Here is a 25,727-nt window from a genome sequence, read left to right on the forward strand (position 1 = left end):
TTGTCGCCTACTGCTTACTGCTGGTCCCACTCACCGAAGACCGGCGGTGCGACCCGCGGCAGGTCGTCGTCGAAGATGCCCTGATCGCCGACGAGGTAATCGGGGGTCTCGTGTTCCTGGTCCTCCTCGCCCTTCTTGCCCTGCGGGCGACCACCGGCGCCACCGGCACCGGCCGCGCCGCCACGACCAGCGGCCCCACCAGCACCACCGGACCCGGGACCACCGCTACCCGACCCGCCGACCCCGGCCCGACCACCGGCACCCATACCGGGACCACGAGCCCCGCGAGCACCCACACCGCCGACGCCACCACGACCGCCGACGCCGCGACCGCCACCGGCCCCTGCACCGGCGCCAGGACGCCCACCAGGCATGCCCGCCCCACCACGACCCGGCCCACCCGAGTAACCAGGACCACCCGAGTAACCAGGGCTGCCGGGGCTGCCCGGCCCTCCGGGATAACCCGGCCGCTGCTGGTAACCGTCACCGGTACTCGGCGTGTGCCACATCGAACCGGTACCGGAGGCACCCCCGGTGCCAGTAGGACCGCCGACGCCCCCAACACCACCGGAGCCGATGCCCGACCCAACGCCTCCGCCGCCAACGCCCGACCCGCCACCGACGACGCTCCCAGCGGAGGACGCCGACTGGCTGCTGGTACTGGCAGGCTGGTGACCGACGCTAGGAATCTCCGATCCGGTGACGGTAGTCTTCAAGCCACCATCCGGCGGCGGGCTGAACATCGCACTCGCGGCGACCGCATTCTGCGAGGCGTTGTCGTAACCTTGGAAGGCTTGCACGGCTTCCTGCCGCAGCTTCTCGTTGTGCGCCTTGGCGTCCTCGGCGTCAGTAGACCCGGTCCACATGTTGTCCCACGCCTCTTCGATCCACGAGTCGTCCGGGATTTCCTGTTCCTCGCCCTTGCCCGGGATCGAATCCTGCACCTTCTTGAAGGCGTTACCCTGGTCGGTCATCAGCTGCGACTGCGCGAGCGCGTTATCGGCAGCGACCTCAGTCCAGAGCACGACAGGCATGGCCTGGTTCTGCATGGCTTCGCCGGACTCGGACTGCATGACCGCGCCGACGCTCTTGAGCTTGTCCTCAAGACGAGTCTTGAGGTCTCGGAGGTACCGGTCCTCCTTCTTCCACCCCTCGGAACTGCCGTACAGGCCGTCGGGTGTGCCGCCGTGGACCCAGCCGCGCATCTGATCGAGCGACGCGCCTTCGAAATCTGAAGGCTCTATGTGTCTGGTGTCAGTCATCCCCTGCCCCCTCAAGCATTGGGAAGATTCTGGAGAGCAGCCTCAGCGAACTGCATAGAAAGATCGCACGGATTCGGCGTTCCAGACGGCACCAAGGTATTGACGTACAGGGAGCCCTTATCAGAAATATCCAGCGACAGCAGACAGTTCGTCTTGTTGGTGCCGACCCGCGCCGCCGGGTAACCACCGATGTCGATCATTTTAACGTTCGATCGGCGAGCATCCGCGAACTTCTGCATCGTCTCGGCCTTGTCAGCAGCAAGGAAGACCATGAAACCAGCGCCGGACGTGCCGAGGTCGTAGTTGCATCCAGGCGTACCGTTGGAATCTCGTTCACGAGGCTGCTGATCAGCCCCGAGTTGCTTGGCCTGAGCCTGAGAAACGATTGAGCAGCGGTCGATGTCCAGCGACTTCGCGGGAGCCGTACGCGCCGACTGCGTAGCCGTTGGCTCCGACGGGGGCGCGCTCGCATCAGTCGTCGGCCCCGTCTCGTCCGATCCGCCACTGCAACCCGCCAGCACAAGACTGGCCAGGACTGCGCTGATGGCGAGTCCCTTACGCAAGGTTTCCTCCTCGGAAGGCGTCTGCCGCGTTCTCCTGATCAGTTCGCGACTGCTTAATACTCGCACGAAGATTTTCAGCGGTCTTATCGAACATTTCAGCAAGCTTCAAGTAATTTTCGAGGTACGCCGACTCATCTCCCGCAGCGACCAGCCCATACTTCTCGGTGGCCTGAACGCTCACCGGGTCCGTCCCAGGAGCAGTGATGGTCGACAAGTTGTAGATATCGGCCTGCCGTTCACGCAGCCCGCGGGCTTCGTCTTCGAAGAAGCGAGCAATCTCATCGACCTTGTCCAGGTCAATCTGCATCGACCCGTATGTGCTTTGCGAAGTTGCGAGTGCCGTCTTGTCCGCCGCACGTGCCACCGTGGAAACGAAGGCACCGACCGGAGCGAGCAAACCACCCTGGTCCATCTGTTGCCGCATGTACGCCTGGTCCGTCGCGTCGAACTGGACCTGGTTTTCTTCCCCCTCGGCCGTCACCGCTGAACTCCCTCGCCTGCGTGCCGTCGCGACGAGGGCGACGGTCATCCACTTGCCACCGTGGCAAACCTAGCGCACACAAGCGGCAGTTCGGACATGAGTTGGTTCAACGGCACCTGGGCCGAACGGGTGATTATCGAGTTGGATGCGGCCGAGGGGTTCCAGATCAGGACCGGCTATGCATCGAACCGCCCAGCCCGGAGCCGACCAAGGAATGAAGCCCAGCTCACCGCGCTGAACACCAACCTCGCGTCGTCCGGGGCCTTCGAATCTCTTGCCACGACAGCTGGTCCGCTGAAGGCCACCTCGACGCAGTTCCCGTAGTTGCTACTTCGGCTGCTCTTACGCCAACGAAGCGTTGAGAGATCCAGTGATGCCACTGAGCTGCTCCTTGCCTGTCTTCACACCAATCCATCAGCGATGGAGTTGACGAGGCCCACTGAATTCTCAACCGACAGAGCCACCTCCTGCAAGGACTGAAGCGCTTCTCTCGCCGCAGCCACGTGCTCGGACTCTTCGAGGAAGGCACTGCTTCCACGATTCTCCAGGTAGACAAGGCTGGGGTGCTTCTCGAAATCGAGGATGACAAAGGGGCCTGCCATCCCCGGATGCACGCCGACTGCAGACGGCACCACGCGCAGAGTGATGTTGTCTTGGCTCGTAGCGCTGACCAGGTGGCGGAGCTGACGGAACATCACTCCTGTACCCCCAGCGGGACGCTCCAGGATGCTCTGCTCGATAAGTACCTCAAGCTTTGGCGCCGCTGGGCGGTTCAACAAGGTTTGCCGCCCCATGCGCGCCGTGACCAGCGTGTCGACCTCTGCCAGGTTCAGGTCTGGGTCCGTACCGTGCACGATTGCGGTCGCGTACTCGGATGTCTGCAACAGGCCCGGGATAAGCATGGTCTCGATGCTCGTCCGCGACGAGGTCTCGATCGCCCAGGACGGCGTAGAAGTCGTGGTCGCCCGGCGGCAGCTCACCGATCTCTCCAACAAGGTCTACTTCCTCGACCAAGCCTTCAACGCCGACGCCCGCGACGTCGTCGAAGCCCTCTGCGATCGCGGATGAGCCTGCCACGCCCGTTCACCGGAGACCACGAACGCATGAAACTGACCATGACCATCATCTGCCTGCTCGCGATGACCGCGGCGGCTTGCTCACCGGCCCCAGCTCCGAATCGGACGCGGGCCGACGCGCCCAGACCCTCGTTCGACGGCCCGGTCACGCCCGACAACATCGATCGGCTCGATCCGAACGCGCTGTTCTGGGAGATGTTCTACCGGCAGGCCAGGCAATCCGTTTTGCATACCAGGCGGGAGTACTTCGAAACGCCCGAGCGGGCCGCCGAACGGCGCAAGGTCACGGTGAATGACGAGATCTACGACTTCGGGACCCGTCGCCAAGTCGGCGCCTCGATCGACCACCGTCGCGGCGAAGGGGCCATGTGGGACAAGTGCATTGACGGCACGTACTACGACTACAGCCCTTCGCGCAGAAAGTGGACGCCGGGGTACAGCCCACTTTGCCGGGCGTCGAACCGGCCGTTCCTTGGTGACGGGATCATCCCGGCCGGGCTGACCGACACCCAAGCCGTCACGATGATCAATCAGCTGAACCGGGAATCGTGGCGCTTCCTCACGGCCGAACGACCGCGCCTGATCGAGGTCGGCGGCGCTACGCACATCCGGCTTCCGGTTCGGGCCCGAGCGTTGGTCGACCACGATGGTCGCCGCTGGGACATGCAGCACCTGATCTGGGCCTTCAAGAAGACCGGCCTCGACATCATGGCGTACCCGTACCACACAGCAGACAACTCGGCCGCAGGCGCGGACATCGTCTACTACATCGACCCGAGAACCCTGCTCCCCTCCTACATGTTCCGCCAAACCCTGCGCCCGTCCGAAACCGGCGAACCCCAACCGGCGGCCGTGACCCGGGTCGAGTACATCCGCCCGCCGAACTTCCCGGCCGACCCCCTTGCGGACACCACCCCGTGGGCCCTTTCCTGGTCCCCCGACACCCGGTGATCTGTCGCCCGGGTTGACGCGATTTCGCGCGAAAACGGCGCTCACCAGCCGGGCGAAGTGCCGATTTCGCTGCGAAATCGTCCACTTCCGCATCGGGTCGCGACGCGGCGGGTGCGTCAGTTGCCGTTCTTGCCGTTGTTGTCGTGCTGCTTTTGCCAGCGCTTTTGCATTTGTTCCCAGCGCTTCTGCTGTTCTTCGAGCCTTCGCTGGCTATCGTCGGTGGCTTGCTCGTCGGGCGCCGGCTGATCCGGCGTGACCGTCACGACCACCGGGGGCGGGGGCTCGGGCAGTGGGATGGTGCGCACGTCTGCGGCGACTCGGTCCGCTGCGGCAAGGATCGTGCGCGCGCTGTTCGGGGTGAGCCTGCCCTGGGCCTGCGCGGTGGCGATTTGGCGATTTAGTTCGGCGAGTGCCGCCTCGGCACCGGCGCGATCATTGCCCAGCGCGGCGGTTTTCACCGCCTCTACCTGCGTGATGAGCTGCTGGCGCACCTGCGGATGGGCCGATTCGGGTGCGCTGCCGCAACCCGCGAGCAGTAGCGCGAGCGCGGGAAGCAGGATGCGTTTCATTCCCGGACCAGCCTTTCCAGGTTGGCGAGGTCTTCGGGCAGGCGCGTCACCGCCGCCGGGCCCGATGCCGGTGGCAGTGTCGGCGACTGGGGCTGGCTAGGCCACGAAAGGTACCCGATCACAGCCACCAGCAGCACGAGGAGCCCGCCACCGGCGAGCAGCAGCGGCCGCCGGTTCCGGCGCCGACCGCGTAGCTCCTCCGCCGGGAGGTGCTGCGTCATCGGCCGATTGGGCGGCCCGGTCGGGCGCTGCACCTCGGTTGGGAGTTGCGAGGGGCTCGGGTGTTGCGAGCCGGTCGGGCGTAGCTGCTCGGTCTGCGGTTCGGCCGGAATCCGGGAGAGCACCTCGGTGGCCATGCCGCTGAGCAGCTCCGCGCTCTGCGCGGCGGTTGGCCGCTGCTCCGGGGCGGCGGCGGTCATCGAGACCAGCGCTCGGTTCAGGTGCACCGGTATTGCGACCGGCACTTCGGGTGCCCGCACCAGCCTCGCCACGGCGCTTTCCGCGCTGGCACCGGGATACTCGATCTTGCCGGTGATGCACTCAAGCAGCACCAGGCCCAGCGCGTACACGTCCGTCGGGTAGCTGACCTCGCCGCCGCGGACCTGCTCCGGCGCCATGTAGGTGGCGGTGCCGACGACGACACCGGAACTGGTCATCCGTGCGGCCCCGTCGGCCAGCCGGGAGATGCCGAAGTCGGCGAGGAAAACCGTGCCGTCGTTGGCGATCAGCACATTCGACGGCTTCACGTCGCGGTGCACGATCCCGTTGTCGTGCACGTGCGCCAGCACGTCGGCCAGCTGACCACCGAGATCGGCGGCCTGTTCCGGCGGCAGCGGGCCCGCCGCGATCACATCGGCCAGCGTACGGCCCTCGACCAGCTCCATGATCAGGTACAGCTCGTCCTCGCTGGCACTGAAGTCGTGCACCGTGACCAGGCCGGGATGGCTGAGCCCGGCAAGGGTCCGGGCCTCCTCCGCGAACCGCTCCCGCCCAGCGGCGTCGGTACCAGCCCGGAACACCTTGGCGGCGACGACGCGCTGCAGCCGGGTATCCGTCGCCCGGTACACGTCGGCCATCCCGCCGCCACCCAAGCGAGCGCCCAACCGGTAGCGCCCGCCCAGCAGAGGCACGTCGTCCATCAGTCCTCCGAACCGTCAGCTGCGAGAGCGACCCTAGACGACCGCAGGCGTCCCGAGTCATCCCGGGCACGTGGGGCGGCAGGTGCGCAGGCCAGTGAACAGCGACGACAAAACTGTTCTCGATCGCAAATAATCTTCTCGGGCGCGTAAGCCGCCGAATCCGCCCCGGTGGCAGTGGTGCGACCAATCATTCGACTCTGACGGGAACCAACATCATTCGGTGTCGCAACGAAAAAATCTCACTGCCGGAGCGTTTGGCCGCCTGAGGCGCTGGAAAGCCCATAGACGGGCCCAAAACGCTTGCCCGACAAGCGTTACCCCGGGGGATGGGGCCCATCGCAACGAGAAAATCACGACATACGAGGAGCAGTTATGGCTGTCTTTACCGGACTTGCACCTGCCTGGGGTGGGTTCAGCGGCTTCAGCGGGCGTTGCTTCAGCAGGCGCTTCTGCAGTCGTAGATTCTTCCGGTTCAACACCGGATGTTTCTGGTAACAAGATCGTTCGGCGGCGGCGTCGACAGGTGCCGCCGCCGGATGGCCGCCGACTATGACTAACACCAACCTCTTCTCCAGAATCCGGTACCTGTTCGGGGTCAGCACCAGCAGCCCCGGAGAAACGCCGGAAGTGGCGCCACCGGTCAGCGTCCGCGAGATCTTCCGCCGCTTCTGGCCGTACGTGCGCCCCTACCGCGGGTGGCTGTACGTGGTGATGGCGCTGATCCTGATCGCGCCCATCCTGGACACGGCCACGATCTGGTTCTTCAAGATCCTCGTCGACAAGGTCTTGGTGCCGCGCGATTTCGGCCTCTTCTTCGGGCTCGCCGCGGCCTACGTCGTCGTCACGCTGTTCGCCGGGCTGGTCGCGTTCGGCGACCGGTACTTGTCCACCTGGCTGGCCGAACGCTTCCTGCTCGAACTGCGCACCGGCCTGTTCCGGCACCTCCACGAACTTTCGGTGGAATTCCTCGAACGACGCAAGATCGGCGACACCCTGTCCCGGATCACCGGCGACATCGCCGCGATCGAGAACCTGGTGCTGTCCGGGCTGACCCAGACGATTTCCTACGCGTTCAAGATCGTGCTGTTCACCGGCGCGCTTTTCGTGCTGAGCTGGCAGCTGGCCATCGTGTCCCTGGTGACCATTCCTGCGTTCTGGTTGACCGCCCGGTTCTTCTCGCACCGGATCAAAGCCGCCTCGCGCGAGAAGCGGCAGCGCACCGGGTCGATCAGCTCGGTCGCGGAAGAGAGCCTGAGCAACGCCGCGCTGGTGAAGGCGTACGGGCGGGAGAACGCCGAAACCGACCGCCTGCACCGCGAAAACCTCGGGAGCTTCGCCGCCGAACTGGTCGCCACCAGGCTCAAAGCGCTGTTCTCGCCGATGATCCAGCTCCTGGAGCTGGCCGGGGTGCTGATCATCGTGGGCCTGGGAACCTGGCAGCTGACCCAGAACGCCATCTCGCTGGGCGGTCTGCTGGTGTTCCTCGGCTTCCTCAGCCAGCTCTACTCGCCGGTGCGCGGATTCGGCCAGCTCAGCAACACCGTCTTCGCGGCCGCCGCGAGCGCCGAACGCGTCATCGAGCTGCTCGACCAGCGGCCGACCGTGCACGACCCCGTCCGTCCGCGGCGGCTGGACCGCGCGCGCGGCGTGGTCACCTTCGACGACGTCACCTTCCGGTACCCGCACGCGGAGCGCGATGTGCTGCGCGGCATCAGCTTCACCGCGGCGCCCGGGCAGACGATCGCCCTGGTCGGCGCCAGCGGATCCGGCAAGTCCACCACCGGGAAGCTCCTGCTGCGGTTCTACGACCCGGACTCCGGCACGATCACCCTCGACGGCACGGATCTGCGCTCGATGCGGCAGAAATCGGTGCGCCACAACGTCGCGGTGGTGCTTCAAGACGTCCTCGCGCTCGACATGAGCATCCGGAACAACATCCTCTGGGGAAAGCCGGACGCCACCGAGGAAGAGGTCGTGCGCGCGGCCCGTGCCGCCGACGCGCACGAGTTCATCACCGCGTTGCCCGACGGTTACGAGACCCGGGTCGGCCCGCACGGGCGGCTGCTCTCCGGCGGGCAGCGGCAGCGGATCGCCATCGCCCGCGCGATGATCCGCGACGCCCCGATCCTGCTGCTCGATGAGCCGACGGTCGGGCTCGACGCGGCCGCGACCGCACGCGTGCTAGAGCCACTGCGCCGCTTGATGGAAGGCCGCACCACGATAGTCGTGTCGCACAACCTGATCACCGTCCGGGACGCCGACCAGATCCTGCTGCTCGACCACGGCCGGATCGCCGAAGCCGGCACGCACCCCGAGCTGATCGGCCGCGGCGGCAGGTACGCCGAGCTCTACCGGCTGCACGAACGCGATCACGCCCCTCCCATCACCGCGCGGGAGACGGCTTGACCTCATCCCCGCGGCCGAAGCGGGGCATCCATCGAAGGGAGTTTTGATGACCGCTATCAGCATTGCGCCCGAGCCGACGGAATCCCTGCCGGAACCGCATCCGCCGGGCTACGAGATCACACCGGGTTACCGGGTCATCCAGCACATGCGCCGGGGGCGGGAACTCGACACCTACGACGCCTGGAGCGAGGAGCGGTACTGCCGGTGTTTCATCAAGTCCGTGCGCCCGGACCAGGCGGACTACGAGGGCGTCCGGAAGAGGTTGGAACTCGAAGGCCGCCTGCTGCTGTCGTTCACCCACCCGCACATCGTCCGGGCGTACGACCTCGTCGCCGGGGAGCACGGTCCGGTTCTCGTGCTGGAAACCCTGTCGGGGGCGACTCTTTCGCACCTGATCGAAACGCGCACCCGCCGGCTCACCGCCGCCGAGCTCGCCCACCTGGGCCAGCACCTGTGCTCGGCGATGGCCTACATGCACGACCGCGGCTACCTGCACCTCGACCTGAACCCGGGCAACATCATCGCGGACCTGGGCAGGGCGCGCGTCATCGATCTCAACTTCGCCCGCCACCCCGGCCCCGGCCGCGGCGGCGCGGGAACGCCCTGCGCCATGGCACCCGAGCAGATCCGCGGCGGAATGCTGAGGCCGGAGACCGACGTCTGGGGAATCGGCCTGGCCTTGTACGCAGCGGCGACCGGAATCCTGCCGTTCGACGTCGGAACCTCCGGCGAACCGACGGACTTCGAGTCGGTGTCGGCGTTGCAGGAGCGGTGCCCGCAGCTGACCGTTCCCGCACCCCCGATCCGAACCCAGCGACGGCTGCCGAAGGCGATGTCGAGCGCAATCGACGCGTGCCTACGCCAGGATCCGCGACAGCGCCCGGCAGTCGCCGAACTCGCCGAAGCACTGTCCGCGGTTGCCGATCCCGTGCCGACTCCCAGGGCCGAGTCGTAGCGGCGCGTTGGCGGGGTCCGGGTGCGCATCAGCGCCACCGACGAACATGACCAGCGGTATGAAGCCACCCGGCCCCGCCGCCTCGTCCAGCGCCGCCGATCAACGGCCATTCCTACCCGCTATTACTGAATCCGCACGCCTCAGCGGAGGTTCGAGTAGACGGTTTCGACCAGGTCAGGGGCGTTGATCAGGCGGAACTCCAGGGTCGAGTCGTCCCCGAACCGGATTCCGAAGAACTCCACGGGGTCGATTCCCCTGCCACGCTCGGCCGAGTCGAACCGGCCGACGTGTCCGATCGGGATTTCCCACCAGGTCTCGATCGGCCCGGCCGGGGCAGGCGCCTGCGGCTGGTCGCTGTCCTTCGACGCCTTGGCCTTGCCGAACAACCCGCCTAGCATCCCCGACGATTCCTCAGCCGGTTTCTGCTGCTCCGCGGCCTTCTGCAGGGCTTCGGCACGCACGTCGGCCTCCACGACCACCGCCAGCCGACGGTTGCTGCAGACCAGCCACGAGAAGTGCTTGCCGCGGCTCAGCGCGTCGCCGCACTGAGCGGCCGCTCGCACCGGGCTGTCGGTGTGGAACCAGCCCCACACCGCCGGGTCGTGCACCCACTCGTCCGCCAGGAACTCGCCCGCCGAAAGGCGCGGGTTCACCAACGGCCACGGCGGCTGCAACCCGTCGTCCTGCTGCGGAAGGTACGGAACCTGCCGGGTGCTCCCGAGCGTCGCGCCGAACCAACCCGGCTTGTGCTCGCCGCCCACGAGGAAGATGAGCTGCTCGCCGCGGGCGCACCAGCCGTCGTTGAGCAGGCGCAGAACTTTGGACCGATCCCTCATCGCTCGCCTTCGTCAGATCTTCCCGTGGGACATCGCCACCAGCCGCTGCAGGGGCTTTTCCTTCGGCGACGGGCTGAGCTCGATCCCCGAGCCGTCCGTGAACTGCACGCGCAGGTACCAGGGCTTGCCTGTCTGGTAGCCGCGGCCGAGTTTGCGCTGGTGCGCACCGATGTCGGCGATCGCGGGCCGCTGGATCTCCAGGTGGGCGCTCGCCTGCGGCACCGGGACGGCAACCCCCGGCTCGTACTCGGGTTTCGAGGCGACGATGTCCCGGACGTCGCGGGCGAACTTCATCGCGCCCTTTCCGAACTTCAGCGCACCGCCGAGGAGTCCCGCCGACTCCTCGGCTTCGCCCGCCTCCGGTTCGGCGGCGTCGTGGAAGGTCAGCAAGCCCAGCCGGTGCGAGGTCAACACCCAGCAAGCGCGGTCCTCCCCGGTGGGGAGGCGCGAAAGCTTCGCGACCGCCATACAGTTCGGGCCCGGACCGAACAGCACGCTCGGCGGGGAATCCTTCAGATCGGAATCGGTGTCCCCGCCGGTGACCGCATCGAAAACCCCGCCGAGGACTCCTCCGACGGCATCGCCAGCGCCGAGAGCGGCGCGTGTGCCCCACCCCTTCTTCGGCTTCCCCTTCTCGTCGAGCCCTTCGACGTCGAACAGGTAGTTGCGGTGCGACCGGATGCACCAGAGGATGGGCTCCCCCGGCCGGCACCACTGCTGGCGAGCAGCCAGAACCTCGATCACGAGAAGCCCTTCTCCTCCGCCGATTTCCGCTCTTCTTCGCTCATCTTGCCGGTGGCTTGACCTTCCCCTGCACCATAGACGAAGTCGGCGCCTTGCTCGATGGCCGCATCCTTGGCCGTCGAGACACCTTCGTTGAAGATCGCGCCGGACAACCGCGTCGAGCCGCCAAGCGTGCTGGACAGGAACCGCTGGGAGAGATTGCCCGCCAACGCCTCGGAACCGGTGACCCCCTGCATGAAGCGGTTGCCGGTCGTCGTGGCCAGCGTGGACCCGTCGGCCTTCGTGAGGGTGTTGATCAGCGCGTTCGAGTCCAGCCTGCGCGCCACGAACTGGGAGACCTTCCCGCCGTTGCGCAGCTCGTTCATCTTCTCGATGACCTTGCGGAGCTTGCCGATCTCGCGGACCTTCTGCAGCAACTGCTCCAGCTTCTGGAACAGCTGGTAGAGCTTGCCTTGGATCTGGGCAATCCGGCCGCCGATCCGCGCCCCCTGCGCACCGACCTGAGCGGCCGTTCCGGCGCTGGCGCCGGCCACCGACGCACCCGCCGTGATCCACGACGCAGCCAGGGCCGCCAGCCACTGCACGATCAGGCCGATGATCAGCTCGGTGACGACCGAGATGAAGAACTCGACGAACATGTCGAAGATGTCGGCGATCATGTCCAGCGTGCCCTTGAGGTCGCGGACGTCCTCAGCCAGGGCCTTCGCTCCGTCGCCGAATTCGGTCATCTGCTTGCGGAACGCGTCGCCGTCCTTGCCGACCCAGGTCTCCGCCGTCGCCTGCGCCCGCTGCGGCTCCTGCTCGGCGACCTGGTCGAGCCACTTCGCGACGTTCTCCCAGCCCTCGCCGGTGGCGCGCATCTGCTCGGGGTCGCCGATCGCGTACTCGGCGAGCTCGATCAGCGGGCTGAGCACGATCGACACCAGGAAGCCGAGGCCGTTGCTCATCAACGCCTGGCCGGGACTGGCCAGCATCTGCAGCTGCTCGGCCCGCATCGACACCATGGCCACGCCCCACTCGGGTGGGGACGAGGCGTCCGCCAGGTCCTGGGAGGCACCCACGAGCGAGGAGCCACGGCCGGCGGCCTGCTCGAACCAGTTCTTCGAGTCGCCATCACCCTTGTTCAGGGATTGAGAATCGCCAGGCCCCTGCGGCGCGCTCATCCGCCCAGCCCCTCGCCGGCCTGCTTCAGCATCTCGGAGATCTGCTGTTCGGTGTCGGCGTAGTCCTTGACCGTTTCGTCCAGCGCTTCCTTCATGTGCTTCAGGAACTCCTGGGCCTTGGACGCCAAGTCCTTGCAGGAGTCGAGGCTTTCGAAGTACTTGCTGCTCAGGCCCACGGCGTCGCCGATGGGGCCGAAGCACTGGTCGTCCACTTTGGCCTGGTGAAGCAGGTCGGCGAGCTGACCGAACTTGTCGGCGAGGCTTTCGCAACCCTGGCCGTGGCCGGTCAACGTGGCCGGCGTCATCTTTAAATCAGTCAAGACAATCACCCTCAGCGAAGGAACGAGCCCGCAGAGGAGTCGTCATCATCGGTATCCCGCTGCGGTGGCCGCTTGGACGTTACGGCACCCGCGGACGGTTCCCCATGAACGGCAAGGAGTTTCACCCAACCAGAAGAAATGGGCGTTTCGTCTCCAATGTTCGATCTGTTCGAAACGGGGCAGACATCGGCGACGACAAACGGACAAATCCGCCCATCTGCCACGCGTGATCACGCCTTGCGCCCGGAGCCCGGAACGTCTGCTCAAGCGCCACGCCCAAACTAGTAAGACCAGGCCCGCACTACGCCATCCTCAGCTCAAGCACGGAACCGTCCACGAATTCATTCCGGGCAAACCTGACACCGCCCGCGTTCCTGCCTTTGGTGATGAATCCCCCGGAAGTCAACTGGTCACGGCGGCATTCCCACAGCGTGATCAGCGACGGCCCCGAACCCGGCCGAAGGCTGTCCGAGAGATCGGCCACCGCAGAAACCGCCGAACGGGCCTTACCCAGCCACCTACCGATTCCCTTGGCTTCCTCGGCACCCTTTTCGTCGACGGTCTTTTGCTGTGCGACATCGTCAGGCTCGCCCGCCGCAGAAGCATCTACGACGACGGCGAGGCGCGCCGGCGTTGAAACGAACCAGCCCTCTGGTCCGGCGGCCGCGAGTCGATCAGCACACTGGACCGCAAGTTGCTGCGGCGTCGCCGCGTACAGCCAACCGCGCATCGCCGGGTCGTGGACCCATTCGTCGCCGTGGAAACGGCCATCTCGCACCACAGCCGCCGGCAGCGGCAACGCGCCGAAGTCGACGTTCAGATTCTCCGTCTGCATCACAGGACGGTGCGGCACGACATGACGTCCGCCGATCGTGGCTCCGAGGTACCCGCGCTCGCCCTCACCACCGAAAAGCGCCATGACTCGATCGCCTTCATCGAGCCAATCCCGCTCCAACAACTTCTGGAACTGCTTCGTCGAAAGCATGGATTCCGTCACCCCTGGCCGTGGCTCATAGCGACCATCCGCTGGACACGCTCGTCGTTGTGCTCGTCGGAGACATCGATCGTCGATCCATCAACCAGGCCGATACGCAAGAACGGCAGGTCCTTCCGGTCCCCGACCTTCTGTTTTACGGTCGTCAACGAAGCGATCTCATTACGAGGAATTTCCATGTGAACCATGAAACCCGGCAGATCAACGGGGGAAGCCGCGTCGGGCACGCGTTCCTCCGTGGTACCACCAACATAGCGACCAACCGCTGTCTTCAGGCCGCTCATCACACCGCCGGCGTCGTTGTCGTTCACCTTCTTGCTGGGGTCGAACTCCAAAAGCCCGAGCCGGTGCGACGTCAGGAACCAAACCGGATTTCTGCCTTTGGTCTTGTGATTGGCCGGCTGCCATTGCGCAAGACGTGCCGCTGCAAGGCAGTCCCGACCAGGTCCTGAAACCACGGCGCTCTGAGGGCGAAGCCTCAAGCCGCCAACGTCCTCAGAAGGCGAGATCACTTCCAAAGCGGCCTCACCGAGAAACCCACCGACAGCACTCAAGGCACGCGCACCGGGCATCCGTCGCGCGCCGGCCTCATCCAATCCCTTGACCGAGTACAGGATGAACGGCTTGCTACCCTCTGGCTTCCGCAACGGCACGCACCAAAGGATCCGTTCGTCCGGAGCGCACCACCAGGTTCGCGCCGAAATCACTTCAATCACGAGAAGCCCTTCTCCTGCGCCTGGTCACGCTGCTCGTCCGACGACAGATCCCCCTGGAACCAGCCCTTGCCAGTGTCATAGACCGCGTTAGCGCCCTGTTCGATCGCTGCACCGGTCACAACGTCGGTTCCAGCGGACATCGCGGCCTGTCCCCAAGTCGTCTTCCCGCCCAAAGCCCCGGTCAGCACATGCGAAACGGTGTTGTTGGCCAGCCCTTGCACACCCTTGATGTCTTGCTGGAACTGAGCTTTCTCGGCTTTGAGCGAGTTCTCCAAGGTGCTGTCACCGGCCTTGCTCGCATCCTTGATCTGGTTGTCAAGGTCCGCGAGGCGGCCGGCGTGCTGCTTCTCCACGTCTTGGAGGAACTTTCCTCCCTTGGAGGTGAAGTCGCTGCCGTCCGCCTTGGTGAGGAACTTGGCCACCGGGTTTGCGTCGATCTTCCGCGCGACCGCATTCTGGATCATGTTGCCCTCGCGCATGTCGTTCATCTTGTCGATGACCTTGCGGAGCTTGCCCGCCTCGCGGAGCTTTTGGAGCAGGCGCTCGATCTTCTGGAACATCTGGAAGAGCTTGCGTTGCACCTGCATGACCCGCGTCGTGATGCGGACCCCGGTTGCCCCCACCTGGACCGCGGTGCCGGCGCTCGCCGCACCGACCGAGGCCCCGGCCGTGATCCACGACGCCGCCAGGGCAGCTAGCCACTGGACGATCAGGCCGATGATCAGCTCGGTGACCGTTTGGATGAAGAACTCGACGACCATGTCGAAGATGTCCGCGATCATTTCCAAGGTGCCCTTGAGATCGCGGATGTCCGCTGCCAGCGCCTTGACTCCGTCGCCGAACTCGGTCATCTGCTTGCGAAACGCGTCGCCGTCCTTGCCGGCCCAGGTCTCCGCCGTCGCCTGCGCCCGCTGCGGCTCCTGTTCGGCAACCTGATCAAGCCACAAGGCGACGTTCTCCCAGCCTTCGGCCGTGGCCTTCATCTGCTCGGGATCGCCGACCGCCCATTCGATCAACTCGATCAGCGGGCTGAGCACAATGGACACCAGGAAACCCAGCCCATTGCTCATCAACGCCTGGCCAGGGCTGGTCAGCAGCTCCAGCTGCTCCATCCGCATCGACACCATCGCCACGCCCCACTCGGGCGGCTCCGAAGCGTCTGCGACGTCCTGGCTGGCGCCCCACAGGGACGAGCCTCGACCCGCCGCCTGATCGAACCAGTCCTTCTGCGGCTTGTCGTCCCCCTTGTTCAGGGTGTGGAAGTCTCCTGGCCCCTGCGGCGCGCTCATCCGCCCAGTCCCTCTCCGGCCTTCTTCAGCATCTCCGAGATCTGCTGTTCGGTGTCGGCGTAGTCCTTGACCGTGTCATCAAGTGACTGCTTCGTCTTGAGCAGGAACTGCTGCGCCTTCGTCGCCAAGTCCTGGCATTCCTGCAGGCTGTCCAGGTATATGCCGAACAGGTTGACGAGCTCCTTCCCGATGGGACCGAAGCACTGGTCGTCCACCCGGGCCTGCTGGAGCAGGTCGGCGAGCTGGCCGAACTTGTCGGCCAGGCTTTCGCAGCCCTGGCCGTGGCCGGTCAGCGTGCCCGGCGTCATCTTCAAGTCAGTCAAGACAAAGCCCCTCAGCGCAGGAACGAGCCCGCAGAGAAGTCGTCATCGTCGTAGTCGGCGTTTCGCCGCGGCGTCGCCGGCGGCGCGCGGTGCGCGGCAGGCGGCGGTGCGGGACTCTCCGGTGAGGGCGTTTCGTCTCCCTCGATGTCCGGCTTGATCGCCGCGCCTTCGACGTTGAAGGCTTCCTGGAACTTGTCGAACTGGTCACCGAGGATCGGCGCCACCGTGCTGTTGAGTTGTTCGGCCGCGTTCGCCGTCGCCTCACGGATGGTCGCCATGATCTGCTGCTGGAGGTCGCTGGCCGACTGGCGGACCGCGTTCGGTGCCAGGCGCAGGTCCAGCAGCGCGCCGGACGGTGCGACGGTCACCGTGACCGAGCGGTCCGGGCTGCTTGCCGTGCCCCGCATGTCCTGCATCGCGGACTGCAGTTCCGACGCCTTCTGCGCCTGCTCCTGAAACTTGCGCATCATCTCCTGGATGCGCTCAGACGCGCCGCTCACAGCCGCCCCCTCACTCTTCGATCCGTTGGAAACGACCCTAGCCGAGCGTCGTTCGCGCATTTATGCCGTTCGGCAATCCGTTCCCGCAAGCAAACCCGCTAGGCACCTGCGTACAACCGGGTGTTGACCCGGACACGGCGCCCGATCTGCACGAGTACGACGACGATCATGAGGCCGGATGCGGTCATCAGGCCCATCAGCACGTTCAGTCCGGTCTTCTCGTATCGCTCCGGCAGGAGCACCGTCGCGGGTCCCGCGCAGTGGACCTCGGCGGCACCGGAGAACCACGCCGGCACCGGCTCCGGCAGCCGTGTGCTGCGGAGGCTGTTGGCCGGGCGGTCGGGGATCAGCACGCGGGCCTCGCCGGCCTCCGGGATCACCTCGCACTTCGCGTACTCGTCCCGATGGGCGGCGAGGCCGAACGGCTGGCCCCGCTCCAGTTCCACCCGCGCAGTCGGTTCGGCCGTTGCCTCTCCCTTGCCGAAAATCCGGCCGGCGATCGTCACCTCGGTCGAGACCAGGAAGTAGATCGCGGTGCCGGCCCAGACCAGCAGCAGGACGATGATCCAGCGCAACACGCGCGGCGGCTTCTTGCTCGCGACAGCGCCATTCGTTTCGGGATGCACCCGAAATTGGTATCAGACACGGTCCGGTAGCCGTGGGCGTTGCTCATTCGATCGGAACAATCGTGAAGGGCACCTTCCGCGCGGCGAAAGGTGCCCTTCATCCCGAAAAGTCAGCCGCGCAGCAGGTCTTGTACCTCCTCGCGGACCTTGCGGGCGGCGGCTCGCAGACCGTTGACCGTCGGGCCGTGGCGGAGGACGTCGCGGGCCGTGGCAGGCAGGACGTTCGGCAGCGCCGCGCCGAACACCGCCCGCAGGCTTTGCACCGTGGCGCCCTGGGCACCGAGGCCTGGTGCCAGGATCGGGCCGTTGAGGCGGGAGAAGTCCAGCTCGTCGGAGCGGATGGTGGCACCGGCCACCACCCCGACGTGCCCCATCGGCTCCGCACCGGCGTTGCTCTCCGCCGCCGAGTCCACAATGTACTGGGCGACCGAGTCGCCGCTGCCGTGGATCGACTGCTGCAGGCCCGCGCCCTCCGGATTGGAGGTGCGCGCCAGCACGAACACGCCGCGGCCGGTTTGCTCCGCGATGCCGATGGCCGGGGCGAGCGAACCGTAGCCGAGGTACGGCGACACGGTCACCGCATCCGCCGCCAGCGGCGCGTGCTCGTCCAGGTAGGCCATCGCATACGCCGCCATCGTGGAGCCGATGTCGCCGCGCTTGATGTCCAGCAGCATTAGCGCACCGGCCTGCCGCGCCTCGGCGATCACCTTCTCCAGCACAGCGATTCCGGCCGAGCCGTACACCTCGAAGAACGCCGACTGCGGCTTGAGGATCGCGACCTCGCCGGCCAGCGCCTCCACCACGGTCATCGCGAACCGCTCCACCGAGCGTGCGGTCTCGTCGAGATCCCACGCGTGCAGCAGCGACGGGTGCGGGTCGATGCCGACGCACAACGCGCCGCGAGCCCGCATCGACTCCGCCAACCGCTCGCCGAAGCCGACCCGCAGCGGGTCAGTCATCGCTGCTCACCGCCCTGCCGAAGCGCCGCCTGCAACGCCTGCAGCGGCCGGACACCGATGTTGCCCTGGATGCCGGCCTCGATGCCCTGCACCGCCGCCGCCGCGCCCTGCACCGTCGTGATGCACGGGATGTCGCGGGAGACGGCCGCGGTGCGGATTTCGTAGCCGTCCACGCGCGGGCCGGGGTTGCCGTAAGGGGTGTTGATGACCATGTCGATCTCGCCGGCCTTGATCAGCTCGACGACGTCCCGCTCTTGGCCTGCCTCCTCGTTGTGCTTGCGCACCACTGTGGACGCAATCCCGTTGCGGCGCAGCACCTCGGCGGTGCCGCTGGTGGCCAGGATCTCGAAGCCCAGGTCGGCTAGCCGCTTGACCGGGAACACCAGGGATCGCTTGTCCTTGTTGGCCACCGAGACGAACACCCGGCCGGCCGTCGGCAGCGAACCGTAGGCGCCGGCCTGGGACTTGGCGAAGGCCTGCCCGAAGGAGGTGTCGATGCCCATCACCTCGCCGGTGGACTTCATCTCCGGCCCGAGCAGCGAGTCCACCCCGGCGCCCTCGCGGGTGCGGAACCGGTGGAACGGCAGCACGGCTTCCTTCACCGCGACCGGCGCGTCGATCGGCAGGTCCGCGCCATCGCCCTCCGGCGGCAACAGGCCCTCCGCCCGCAGGTCCGCGATCTTGGCGCCGAGCATGATCCGGGCCGCGGCCTTGGCCAGCGGCGCGGCGGTCGCCTTGGAAACGAACGGGACGGTCCGCGAGGCGCGCGGGTTGGCCTCCAGCACATAGAGCACGTCGTCCTTGAGCGCATACTGCACGTTGAGCAGGCCGTGCACGCCGATGCCGCGCGCGATGGCCTCTGTGGACTTGCGCACCTGCTCGATGTCCTGACGCCCCAACGTGATCGGCGGCAGCGCGCACGCCGAGTCGCCGGAGTGGATCCCGGCTTCCTCGATGTGCTCCATCACGCCACCGAGGTAGATGTCGGTGCCGTCGCAGAGCGCGTCCACATCGATCTCGATCGCGTCGTCGAGGAAGTTGTCCACCAGCACCGGGTGTTCCGGGGTGACCTCGGTGGCGCGGGCGATGTAGTTCTCCAGCGATGCCTCGTCGTAGACGATCTCCATGCCGCGACCACCGAGCACATAGGACGGCCGCACCAGCACCGGGTAGCCGATCTCGTCGGCGATCCGCTTGGCGCCCTCGAACGAGGTGGCGGTGCCGTACCTCGGCGCGGGCAGGCCCGCCCCGGCGAGCACATCGCCGAACGCACCGCGGTCCTCGGCGAGGTGGATCGCCTCCGGCGGGGTCCCCACGATCGGCACCCCGGCCTCGGCCAGCCGCCGCGCCAGCCCCAGCGGGGTTTGCCCGCCGAGCTGCACGATCACGCCCGCCACGGTGCCGGACTGCCGCTCGGAGTGCACGACCTCCAGGACGTCCTCGAAGGTCAGCGGCTCGAAGTACAGCCGGTCCGAGGTGTCGTAGTCGGTGGAAACGGTCTCCGGGTTGCAGTTGACCATCACGGTCTCGTAGCCGGCCGCCCGCAGCGCCATCGCGGCGTGCACGCAGGAATAGTCGAACTCGATGCCCTGGCCGATGCGGTTCGGGCCGGAGCCGAGGATGATCACCTTCGGCCGCTCGCGCTGCTCGGTGACCTCTGACTCGGCCGCCGGGTCGGACTCGTAGGCCGAGTAGTGGTACGGGGTGCGCGCCGCGAACTCCGCCGCGCAGGTGTCCACCGTCTTGTACACCGGCCGCACGCCGAGCCGGTGCCGCAGCGCCCGGACTCCGTCCTCACCGGCCAGTTCCGGGCGCAGCGCGGCGATCTGCCGGTCCGAGAGCCCGGCCCGCTTCGCGCGCCGCAGCAGCGCCGCGTCCAGCACCGGGGCTTCGACGAGTTCGCCGCGCAGCTCGACCCAGGCCGCGATCTGGTCGACGAACCACGGGTCGATGCCCGAGGCCTCGTGCACCTGCTCAACCGTGGCGCCCAGCCGGAGCGCGCGCTCCACGGTGTAGAGGCGACCGTCGTGCGGCGTCCGCAATTCGTCCAGAGTGGACTCGACGGTGACGCCCTCCGGGTCGGGCCCCAGAGAATCAGGCACCGTCCAGAAACCGGCCGCTTTCGTCTCCATCGAGCGCAGCGCCTTGCCCAGCGCCTCGGAGAAGCTGCGGCCCACCGCCATCGCCTCGCCGACACTCTTCATCGTGGTGGTCAGCTCCTGGTCCGCGCCCGGGAACTTCTCGAAGGCGAACCGCGGCACCTTCACCACCACGTAGTCCAGCGTCGGCTCGAAGCTCGCCGGGGTCTCGCCCGTGATGTCGTTGCGGATCTCATCGAGGGTGTAGCCCACGGCCAGCTTCGCGGCGATCTTGGCGATCGGGAAACCGGTGGCCTTCGACGCCAGCGCCGAGGACCGCGACACTCGCGGGTTCATCTCGATGACGACCATCCGGCCGGTCTCCGGGTGAATGGCGAACTGGATGTTGCAGCCGCCGGTGTCCACCCCGACCTCGCGCAGCACCGCGATGCCCACGTCGCGCATGTGCTGGTACTCGCGGTCGGTCAGCGTCATCGACGGCGCCACCGTGACCGAATCACCGGTGTGCACGCCCATCGGGTCGATGTTCTCGATCGAGCAGATCACCACCACGTTGTCGGCGTGGTCGCGCATCAGCTCAAGCTCGTATTCCTTCCACCCGAGGACGCTCTCCTCGATGAGCACCTCGTGCACCGGACTCTCTGCCAGCCCGAAGGAGGCCATCCGCTCCAGCGCTTCCTCGGTGTGGGCCATGCCCGAACCCAGGCCGCCCATGGTGAAACTGGGCCGGATGACCACCGGCAGGCCGCGCTCGGCGACGAACGCGCGCACGTCCTCCATCGACTTGCACACCGCGCTCTCCGGCACCTCACCGCCGACGGCGCGCACGATGTCCTTGAACCGCTGCCGGTCCTCGCCGCGCTGGATGGCCTCGAAGTCGGCGCCGATCAGCTCCACGCCGTACTTCTTCAGCACCCCGCGCTCGTGCAGGGCGACCGCCGTGTTCAGCGCGGTCTGCCCGCCCAGCGTCGCCAGGATCGCGTCCGGCCGCTCGGCTTCGATCACCTTCTCCACGAACTCGGGCGTGATCGGCTCGATGTAGGTGGCATCGGCGAACTCCGGGTCGGTCATGATCGTCGCCGGGTTGGAGTTCACCAGCGAGACCCGGATGCCCTCCTCGCGCAGCACCCGGCAGGCCTGGGTGCCGGAGTAGTCGAACTCGCACGCCTGGCCGATCACGATCGGTCCGGAACCGATGACCAGTACGTGCTTGATGTCGGTCCTCTTGGGCATCAGCGCGCCTCACTCATCAGATCAACGAACTTGTCGAACAGCGGCGCGGCATCGTGCGGACCCGCAGCCGCTTCGGGGTGGTACTGAACGCTGAACGCCGGGCCGTCGAGCAGCCGCAACCCCTCGACAGCACCGTCGTTGGCGCAGTGGTGGCTGACCATTGCGCGGCCGAAGTCGGTGTCGAACCGCTCCCCCGGCTCGCCCTCGACGGCGAAGCCGTGGTTCTGCGCGGTGATCGCGACCTGGCCGGTCTCGGCGTCGATCACCGGGATGTTGATGCCCCGGTGCCCGTAGCGCAGCTTGTAGGTGCCGCGGCCCAGCGCGCGACCGAGGATCTGGTTGCCGAAGCAGATGCCGAACAGCGGCAGCTTGCGGTCCAGCGCCTGGCGGGTCAGCTCGACCTGCCGGTCGGTGGTGGCGGGGTCGCCGGGGCCGTTGGACAGGAACAGCCCGTCCGGCTTGATCGACAGCACTTCCTCCAGCGTGGACGCCAGCGGCAGCACGTGAACCTCGATGCCGCGCTCGGCCATCATCCGCGGCGTGTTGGACTTGATGCCCAGGTCCAGCGCGGCCACGGTGAACCGCTTCGCCCCGATGGCCGGGACCACGTAAGGCTCGGCGGTGGTGACGTCGGCGGCCAACGACGCGCCGACCATGCCGGCGCTGGCCCCGACCGCGGCGACCATCTCGTCGTCGCCGCCGAGTCCCGGGCCGGAGAAGATGCCGCCGCGCATCGCGCCGAGCTCGCGGACGTGCCGGGTCAGCGTGCGGGTGTCGATCCCGGCGATGCCGACGATCCCCTGTCGCTCCAGCTCGTCGGCCAGCGACCGGCGGGAGCGCCAGTTCGACGGGATCCGGGCGGGATCGCGCACGGCGTAGCCGGCGACCCAGATCCGCGCGGACTCGTCGTCCTCGTCGTTCCACCCGGTGTTGCCGATCTGCGGCGCGGTCTGCACCACGATCTGGCGGTGGTACGAGGGGTCGGTCAGGGTCTCCTGGTAGCCGGTCATGCCGGTCGTGAACACGACCTCACCGAGGGTGCGGCCCACCTTGCCGTAAGCCTCCCCGCGGAAGATCCGGCCATCCTCCAGCACCAGTGCGGCCGGGGTGTGCGCGGTGGTCATTTCTCCTCCTGCCGCGAAGTCGCGGTCTTGTGTCGCGTCGGCTCGTCGGCGGGCGACAGTGCCCGGACCGCCTCGACCCACTCGGTCTGCGTTGTCTTGTCATCGCCGCGGAACCCGGTGTCCAGCAGCTGCTCGCCCAGCCGCCAGGTCACCACGACCAGGCCGGCGCCGGGCACCACCTTGTTGGCCAGCTTGTGGTCCAGTCGGCAGTCCACGATGGACTCCGCCGGGATCCACAGTGCGCTGGCTCCGTTTCGTCGTAGCAGCAGGCCGGTGGCGTGCAGCTGCGCGGTGCCGTTCGCGCGGTGCCCGATGTCGCCGACGGCGATGCGGTCCTGCCAGTCGGTCGCCCTGGTGGTGCCGACGTACATGCCGGTCGCGGCGGGCAGCAGTTCGTCGCCCGGTTTGTCCGGTGGCACCGGGAACCCGGGCAGTTCGGCGGCCTGCCGACGGGCCCGGTTCACCCAGCCACGCCGCATCCCGAAGAACACCAGCGCCACCAACGCGGCCAGCCCGATCACCCACAGCACGCGGTCCATCAGCGCCTCACCTTGCCCTCGTGTGCGGTCAGCCGCCCGCGCAGCAACGTCGCGACGACGCGGCCGGGCAGCTGCATGCCCTCGAACGGGGAGTTCTCCCCGAGGCTGGCCAGTTCCGCGCCGCGCACCGTCCACTCGGCCTCCGGGTCGACCAGCACCAGGTTCGCGGGCTCCCCGGCGGCGACCGGTCGGCCCTGGTCGGTCAGCCCGGCGATCTCGGCGGGCCGCTCGCTCATCACCCGCGCCACGCCGCGCCAGTCCAGCAGGCCCGGGCGCACCATCGTCTGCACGACGATGCCGAGCGCGGTCTGCAGGCCGAGCATGCCGGGCTTGGCGGCGGACCACTCGCAGTCCTTGTCCTGCGCGGCGTGCGGGGCGTGGTCGGTGGCCACGCAGTCCACCGTGCCGTCGGCCAGCGCCTGGCGCAGCGCCAGCACATCGGCGTCGCCGCGCAGCGGCGGGTTGACCTTGTTCACCGGGTCGTAGGTGTCGAGCCGGTCGTCGGTCAGCAGCAGGTGGTGCGGCGTGACCTCGGCGGACACCCGCCCGGCGGACTCGCGGGACTTCCACCAGCGCAGGATTTCGGCGGTGCCTTCGGTGGAGACGTGACAGATGTGCAGCGTGCCACCGGTGTGCCCGGCGAGCAGGCAGTCGCGGGCGACGATGGCTTCCTCGGCCGGCGCCGGCCAGCCCGCCAGGCCCAGCCGGGCGGCGTTCGCGCCCTCGTGCGCCTGCGCGCCGAGGGTCAGCCGCGGCTCCTCGGCGTGCTGCGCGACCACGCCGCCGAAGGACTTCGTGTACTCCAGCGCGCGGCGCATGATCAGCGGGTCGTGCACGCAGTGGCCGTCGTCGGAGAACACCCGGACCTCGGCGACGCTGCGGCGCATGGTGCCCAGTTCGGCGAGCTTCTCGCCCTTGAGCCCCACCGTCACCGCGCCCACCGGGTGCACATCGACCAGGCCGACCTCGCGACCGCGCCGCCACACGTGCTCGACGATCACCGCGTTGTCGGCCACCGGATCGGTGTTGGCCATCGCGAAGACCGCGGTGTACCCACCGAGCGCGGCGGCCATCGAGCCGGTCTCGACGGTCTCAGCGTCCTCGCGGCCCGGCTCCCGCAGGTGCGTGTGCAGGTCCACGAAGCCCGGCAGCGCCACCGCACCACCGGCGTGCACGATCTCGTCGGCGTCGGCGTTGAGGCCCGGGCCGATCTCGGCGATGACCTCGCCGTTGATCAGCACATCCACCGGTTCGCCCGCGCCATACGGGCGGACGTCCTTCAGCAGCACCCGGCTCATGCCGTGATCTCCTCTCCGGCCAACAGGTGGTAAAGCACCGCCATCCGCACGTGCACGCCATTGCTGACCTGCTGCGTGATGGCGGCGCGCGGCGAATCGGCCACGGCCGGCGCGATCTCCATGCCGCGCAGCATCGGGCCGGGATGCAGGACCACCGCGTGCTCGGGCAGCATGCCCAGCCGTGCCTCGTTGAGGCCGTAGGCGATCGAGTATTCACGCGCCGACGGGAAGAACCCGCCGTGCATCCGCTCGGCCTGGACCCGCAGCATCATCACCGCGTCCAGCTTCGGCAGCTCCGGGTCCAGCTCGTGGCGCACCTCCGCGCCCCAGTGCTGAGCCCCGGCGGGCACCAGCGTCGGCGGCGCGACCAGCACCACCTCGGCGCCCAGGGTGCGCAGCAGGTGCACGTTCGACCGGGCCACCCGGCTGTGCAGCAGATCGCCGACGATCGCGATGCGGCGACCGGCCAGTTCGCCCAGCCGCTCCCGCAGCGTCGCGGCGTCCAGCAGCGCCTGGGTCGGGTGCTCGTGCATGCCATCGCCGGCGTTGATGACCTGCGTGCCGGCCTCGTCGAGCCAACCGGCCAGCCGGTGCGCGGAGCCCGAGGCGGGATGCCGGATGATCACGCAGTCGGCCCCGGCGGCGGCCAGCGTCAGGGCGGTGTCGCGCAGGGACTCGCCCTTGCCGACCGAAGAACTACTGGCCGAAACGTTGATCACGTCGGCGCTCATCCACTTCCCGGCGACCTCGAAGGACACCCGGGTGCGCGTGGAGTTCTCGTAGAACAGGGTCACGACGGTCCGGCCGCGCAGCGTCGGCAGCTTCTTGACCTCGCGCCCCAGCAGGGTCTGCTTCAGGGTGTCCGCGGTGTCGAGCAGGCTCGTCGCGGTGGCGACGTCCAGATCTTCGGTGGACAACAGGTGGCGCATCACTCGCCTCCCTCGCGGCGCAGCACCACGCAGTCGGCGTCGTCGGTCTCGGCGAGCCGGACGGCGACGTCCTCGGAGCGCGACGTCGGGATGTTCTTGCCGACGTAGTCGGCGCGGATCGGCAGTTCGCGGTGCCCGCGGTCAACCAGCACCGCCAGCTGCACCGCCCGCGGTCGGCCCTGGTCGCGGAGGGCGTCGAGGGCGGCCCGCACGGTGCGGCCGGAGAACAGGACATCGTCGACGAGCACGACCAGCGTGTTGTCGATGCCCCGCGCGGGCAGGCTGGTGGGCTCCAGCGGGCGGTTCGGGCGGTGCCGCAGGTCGTCGCGGTAGAGCGTGATGTCCAGGGTGCCGGTGGGCACCGTCACGCCGCTGAACTCGCTGATCTTCGCGGCCAGCCGGTGAGCCAGCGAAGTCCCCCTGGTCGGGATGCCCAGCAGCACCACGTCGCTGTTGCCGGTGTCCAGCGCGGTCTTCTCGATGATCTGGTGGGCGATCCGGGCAATCGTGCGCGCAACGTCACCGGCCGACAGCAGCTCCCGCTGCCCGGCCGGATCCGTCGCGTCCGCCGCTTGGCGTGACGCCACGGTGCGACCTCCTTCCCCGCCTCACTGGACGGGTCCTTAAAGGATG

The 25,727-nt window shown here is 67.6% G+C and carries 28 protein-coding genes; 4 read left to right on the forward strand and 24 right to left on the reverse strand.

The window, feature by feature from the left end; genetic code table 11:
• Positions 1-14: 14 nt before the first annotated feature.
• From BJ970_RS01300 to BJ970_RS01320, 5 genes are all read right to left on the reverse strand, one after another.
• On the reverse strand, positions 15-1,262 hold the full coding sequence (locus BJ970_RS01300; protein ID WP_184722537.1) for a hypothetical protein: 1,248 nt from the start codon (positions 1,260-1,262) through the stop codon (positions 15-17).
• Between the two features lie 11 nt (positions 1,263-1,273).
• The gene (locus BJ970_RS01305; protein WP_246470630.1) at positions 1,274-1,825 is read right to left on the reverse strand and encodes a DUF3558 domain-containing protein; all 552 of its coding nucleotides are present in this window, start codon (positions 1,823-1,825) and stop codon (positions 1,274-1,276) included.
• Positions 1,818-2,354, reverse strand: coding sequence for a hypothetical protein (locus tag BJ970_RS01310; RefSeq protein ID WP_184722540.1), 537 nt, complete (start codon positions 2,352-2,354; stop codon positions 1,818-1,820). The genes BJ970_RS01305 and BJ970_RS01310 overlap by 8 nt, the downstream gene beginning before the upstream one ends.
• 128 nt (positions 2,355-2,482) lie before the next feature.
• A complete protein-coding gene (locus BJ970_RS01315) occupies positions 2,483-2,686 on the reverse strand; it encodes a DUF397 domain-containing protein (RefSeq protein WP_184722543.1) in 204 nt (67 codons plus the stop codon).
• A 21-nt stretch (positions 2,687-2,707) separates the two neighbouring features.
• Positions 2,708-3,208 (reverse strand): DUF5753 domain-containing protein, encoded by a 501-nt coding sequence (locus BJ970_RS01320; protein ID WP_184722546.1) that lies wholly within the window; start codon positions 3,206-3,208, stop codon positions 2,708-2,710.
• On the opposite strand from BJ970_RS01320, the gene BJ970_RS01325 reads away from it, so the two are divergent.
• Both BJ970_RS01325 and BJ970_RS01330 read left to right on the forward strand, forming a co-directional pair.
• Positions 3,207-3,374 carry a hypothetical protein gene (locus BJ970_RS01325; RefSeq protein WP_184722549.1) on the forward strand — a complete coding sequence of 56 codons (168 nt, stop codon included), beginning with the start codon at positions 3,207-3,209 and terminating at the stop codon, positions 3,372-3,374. The two genes, BJ970_RS01320 and BJ970_RS01325, sit on opposite strands and share 2 nt — an antisense overlap.
• Positions 3,375-3,409: 35 nt before the next feature.
• Positions 3,410-4,333, forward strand: coding sequence for a hypothetical protein (locus BJ970_RS01330; protein WP_184722552.1), 924 nt, complete (start codon positions 3,410-3,412; stop codon positions 4,331-4,333).
• Positions 4,334-4,449: 116 nt separating this feature from the next.
• Here BJ970_RS01330 and BJ970_RS01335 read toward each other — a convergent pair whose 3' ends face one another.
• Together BJ970_RS01335 and BJ970_RS01340 are read right to left on the reverse strand one after the other, a co-directional pair.
• Positions 4,450-4,902 (reverse strand): hypothetical protein, encoded by a 453-nt coding sequence (locus BJ970_RS01335; RefSeq protein WP_184722554.1) that lies wholly within the window; start codon positions 4,900-4,902, stop codon positions 4,450-4,452.
• On the reverse strand, positions 4,899-6,041 hold the full coding sequence (locus BJ970_RS01340; RefSeq protein ID WP_184722556.1) for a serine/threonine-protein kinase: 1,143 nt from the start codon (positions 6,039-6,041) through the stop codon (positions 4,899-4,901). Before BJ970_RS01340 ends, BJ970_RS01335 begins: the two co-directional genes overlap by 4 nt.
• A gap of 549 nt (positions 6,042-6,590) precedes the next feature.
• On the opposite strand from BJ970_RS01340, the gene BJ970_RS01345 reads away from it, so the two are divergent.
• Both BJ970_RS01345 and BJ970_RS01350 read left to right on the forward strand, forming a co-directional pair.
• Positions 6,591-8,447 carry an ABC transporter ATP-binding protein gene (locus BJ970_RS01345; RefSeq protein ID WP_184722558.1) on the forward strand — a complete coding sequence of 619 codons (1,857 nt, stop codon included), beginning with the start codon at positions 6,591-6,593 and terminating at the stop codon, positions 8,445-8,447.
• Positions 8,448-8,493: 46 nt separating this feature from the next.
• Positions 8,494-9,402 carry a serine/threonine-protein kinase gene (locus BJ970_RS01350; protein ID WP_184722561.1) on the forward strand — a complete coding sequence of 303 codons (909 nt, stop codon included), beginning with the start codon at positions 8,494-8,496 and terminating at the stop codon, positions 9,400-9,402.
• 140 nt (positions 9,403-9,542) lie between these two features.
• Here the strand turns inward: BJ970_RS01350 and BJ970_RS01355 are convergent, their stop codons facing one another.
• From BJ970_RS01355 to pyrR, 17 genes are all read right to left on the reverse strand, one after another.
• A complete protein-coding gene (locus BJ970_RS01355) occupies positions 9,543-10,238 on the reverse strand; it encodes a hypothetical protein (protein WP_184722563.1) in 696 nt (231 codons plus the stop codon).
• A gap of 12 nt (positions 10,239-10,250) precedes the next feature.
• Positions 10,251-10,982, reverse strand: coding sequence for a hypothetical protein (locus BJ970_RS01360; RefSeq protein WP_184722566.1), 732 nt, complete (start codon positions 10,980-10,982; stop codon positions 10,251-10,253).
• Positions 10,979-12,145 (reverse strand): WXG100 family type VII secretion target, encoded by a 1,167-nt coding sequence (locus BJ970_RS01365; RefSeq protein WP_184722569.1) that lies wholly within the window; start codon positions 12,143-12,145, stop codon positions 10,979-10,981. Before BJ970_RS01365 ends, BJ970_RS01360 begins: the two co-directional genes overlap by 4 nt.
• The gene (locus BJ970_RS01370) at positions 12,142-12,465 is read right to left on the reverse strand and encodes a hypothetical protein (RefSeq protein ID WP_246470632.1); all 324 of its coding nucleotides are present in this window, start codon (positions 12,463-12,465) and stop codon (positions 12,142-12,144) included. The genes BJ970_RS01365 and BJ970_RS01370 overlap by 4 nt, the downstream gene beginning before the upstream one ends.
• Positions 12,466-12,766: 301 nt before the next feature.
• The gene (locus tag BJ970_RS01375) at positions 12,767-13,450 is read right to left on the reverse strand and encodes a hypothetical protein (RefSeq protein WP_184722572.1); all 684 of its coding nucleotides are present in this window, start codon (positions 13,448-13,450) and stop codon (positions 12,767-12,769) included.
• An 8-nt stretch (positions 13,451-13,458) separates the two neighbouring features.
• Positions 13,459-14,175, reverse strand: a complete 717-nt coding sequence (locus BJ970_RS01380; protein ID WP_184722575.1) for a hypothetical protein — start codon at positions 14,173-14,175, stop codon at positions 13,459-13,461.
• Positions 14,172-15,464: a WXG100 family type VII secretion target gene (locus BJ970_RS01385; protein ID WP_184722579.1), complete on the reverse strand. Its 1,293-nt coding sequence runs from the start codon at positions 15,462-15,464 to the stop codon at positions 14,172-14,174. Before BJ970_RS01385 ends, BJ970_RS01380 begins: the two co-directional genes overlap by 4 nt.
• Positions 15,461-15,787 (reverse strand): hypothetical protein, encoded by a 327-nt coding sequence (locus tag BJ970_RS01390; RefSeq protein WP_246470634.1) that lies wholly within the window; start codon positions 15,785-15,787, stop codon positions 15,461-15,463. The genes BJ970_RS01385 and BJ970_RS01390 overlap by 4 nt, the downstream gene beginning before the upstream one ends.
• A gap of 11 nt (positions 15,788-15,798) precedes the next feature.
• Positions 15,799-16,287, reverse strand: a complete 489-nt coding sequence (locus tag BJ970_RS01395; protein WP_312864056.1) for a YbaB/EbfC family nucleoid-associated protein — start codon at positions 16,285-16,287, stop codon at positions 15,799-15,801.
• A 98-nt stretch (positions 16,288-16,385) separates the two neighbouring features.
• On the reverse strand, positions 16,386-16,865 hold the full coding sequence (locus BJ970_RS01400; protein ID WP_312864057.1) for a hypothetical protein: 480 nt from the start codon (positions 16,863-16,865) through the stop codon (positions 16,386-16,388).
• 158 nt (positions 16,866-17,023) lie between these two features.
• A complete protein-coding gene (pyrF, locus tag BJ970_RS01405; RefSeq protein WP_184722586.1) occupies positions 17,024-17,872 on the reverse strand; it encodes an orotidine-5'-phosphate decarboxylase in 849 nt (282 codons plus the stop codon).
• Positions 17,869-21,204, reverse strand: coding sequence for a carbamoyl-phosphate synthase large subunit (gene carB, locus BJ970_RS01410; protein ID WP_184722589.1), 3,336 nt, complete (start codon positions 21,202-21,204; stop codon positions 17,869-17,871). The genes pyrF and carB overlap by 4 nt, the downstream gene beginning before the upstream one ends.
• On the reverse strand, positions 21,204-22,328 hold the full coding sequence (gene carA / locus BJ970_RS01415; RefSeq protein WP_184722592.1) for a glutamine-hydrolyzing carbamoyl-phosphate synthase small subunit: 1,125 nt from the start codon (positions 22,326-22,328) through the stop codon (positions 21,204-21,206). Before carA ends, carB begins: the two co-directional genes overlap by 1 nt.
• Positions 22,325-22,867: a PH-like domain-containing protein gene (locus BJ970_RS01420; RefSeq protein ID WP_184722595.1), complete on the reverse strand. Its 543-nt coding sequence runs from the start codon at positions 22,865-22,867 to the stop codon at positions 22,325-22,327. The genes carA and BJ970_RS01420 overlap by 4 nt, the downstream gene beginning before the upstream one ends.
• Positions 22,867-24,165: a dihydroorotase gene (locus tag BJ970_RS01425; RefSeq protein ID WP_184722598.1), complete on the reverse strand. Its 1,299-nt coding sequence runs from the start codon at positions 24,163-24,165 to the stop codon at positions 22,867-22,869. The genes BJ970_RS01420 and BJ970_RS01425 overlap by 1 nt, the downstream gene beginning before the upstream one ends.
• Entirely contained in the window at positions 24,162-25,094 is a 933-nt protein-coding gene (locus BJ970_RS01430) for an aspartate carbamoyltransferase catalytic subunit (RefSeq protein ID WP_184722601.1), read from the reverse strand. Before BJ970_RS01430 ends, BJ970_RS01425 begins: the two co-directional genes overlap by 4 nt.
• Complete coding sequence (pyrR, locus tag BJ970_RS01435; RefSeq protein WP_184722605.1) at positions 25,094-25,681, reverse strand: bifunctional pyr operon transcriptional regulator/uracil phosphoribosyltransferase PyrR; 588 nt, start codon at positions 25,679-25,681, stop codon at positions 25,094-25,096. The genes BJ970_RS01430 and pyrR overlap by 1 nt, the downstream gene beginning before the upstream one ends.
• Positions 25,682-25,727 lie beyond the last annotated feature (46 nt).

The sequence above is a fragment of the Saccharopolyspora phatthalungensis genome, assembly GCF_014203395.1.
GTDB lineage: Bacteria > Actinomycetota > Actinomycetes > Mycobacteriales > Pseudonocardiaceae > Saccharopolyspora > Saccharopolyspora phatthalungensis.

Bases quoted from the DNA above. Each gene is read 5' to 3' on its own strand.
- BJ970_RS01300 (WP_184722537.1), bottom strand. From the start codon at position 1,262: ATGACTGACACCAGACACATAGAGCCTTCAGATTTCGAAGGCGCGTCG.
- BJ970_RS01310 (WP_184722540.1), bottom strand. From the start codon at position 2,354: ATGACCGTCGCCCTCGTCGCGACGGCACGCAGGCGAGGGAGTTCAGCG.
- BJ970_RS01325 (WP_184722549.1), top strand. From the start codon at position 3,207: ATGGTCTCGATGCTCGTCCGCGACGAGGTCTCGATCGCCCAGGACGGC.
- BJ970_RS01320 (WP_184722546.1), bottom strand. From the start codon at position 3,208: ATGCTTATCCCGGGCCTGTTGCAGACATCCGAGTACGCGACCGCAATC.
- BJ970_RS01330 (WP_184722552.1), top strand. From the start codon at position 3,410: ATGAAACTGACCATGACCATCATCTGCCTGCTCGCGATGACCGCGGCG.
- BJ970_RS01335 (WP_184722554.1), bottom strand. From the start codon at position 4,902: ATGAAACGCATCCTGCTTCCCGCGCTCGCGCTACTGCTCGCGGGTTGC.
- BJ970_RS01340 (WP_184722556.1), bottom strand. From the start codon at position 6,041: ATGGACGACGTGCCTCTGCTGGGCGGGCGCTACCGGTTGGGCGCTCGC.
- BJ970_RS01345 (WP_184722558.1), top strand. From the start codon at position 6,591: ATGACTAACACCAACCTCTTCTCCAGAATCCGGTACCTGTTCGGGGTC.
- BJ970_RS01350 (WP_184722561.1), top strand. From the start codon at position 8,494: ATGACCGCTATCAGCATTGCGCCCGAGCCGACGGAATCCCTGCCGGAA.
- BJ970_RS01355 (WP_184722563.1), bottom strand. From the start codon at position 10,238: ATGAGGGATCGGTCCAAAGTTCTGCGCCTGCTCAACGACGGCTGGTGC.
- BJ970_RS01365 (WP_184722569.1), bottom strand. From the start codon at position 12,145: ATGAGCGCGCCGCAGGGGCCTGGCGATTCTCAATCCCTGAACAAGGGT.
- BJ970_RS01375 (WP_184722572.1), bottom strand. From the start codon at position 13,450: ATGCTTTCGACGAAGCAGTTCCAGAAGTTGTTGGAGCGGGATTGGCTC.
- BJ970_RS01385 (WP_184722579.1), bottom strand. From the start codon at position 15,464: ATGAGCGCGCCGCAGGGGCCAGGAGACTTCCACACCCTGAACAAGGGG.
- pyrF (WP_184722586.1), bottom strand. From the start codon at position 17,872: ATGACTGACCCGCTGCGGGTCGGCTTCGGCGAGCGGTTGGCGGAGTCG.
- carB (WP_184722589.1), bottom strand. From the start codon at position 21,204: ATGCCCAAGAGGACCGACATCAAGCACGTACTGGTCATCGGTTCCGGA.
- carA (WP_184722592.1), bottom strand. From the start codon at position 22,328: ATGACCACCGCGCACACCCCGGCCGCACTGGTGCTGGAGGATGGCCGG.
- BJ970_RS01420 (WP_184722595.1), bottom strand. From the start codon at position 22,867: ATGGACCGCGTGCTGTGGGTGATCGGGCTGGCCGCGTTGGTGGCGCTG.
- BJ970_RS01425 (WP_184722598.1), bottom strand. From the start codon at position 24,165: ATGAGCCGGGTGCTGCTGAAGGACGTCCGCCCGTATGGCGCGGGCGAA.
- BJ970_RS01430 (WP_184722601.1), bottom strand. From the start codon at position 25,094: ATGCGCCACCTGTTGTCCACCGAAGATCTGGACGTCGCCACCGCGACG.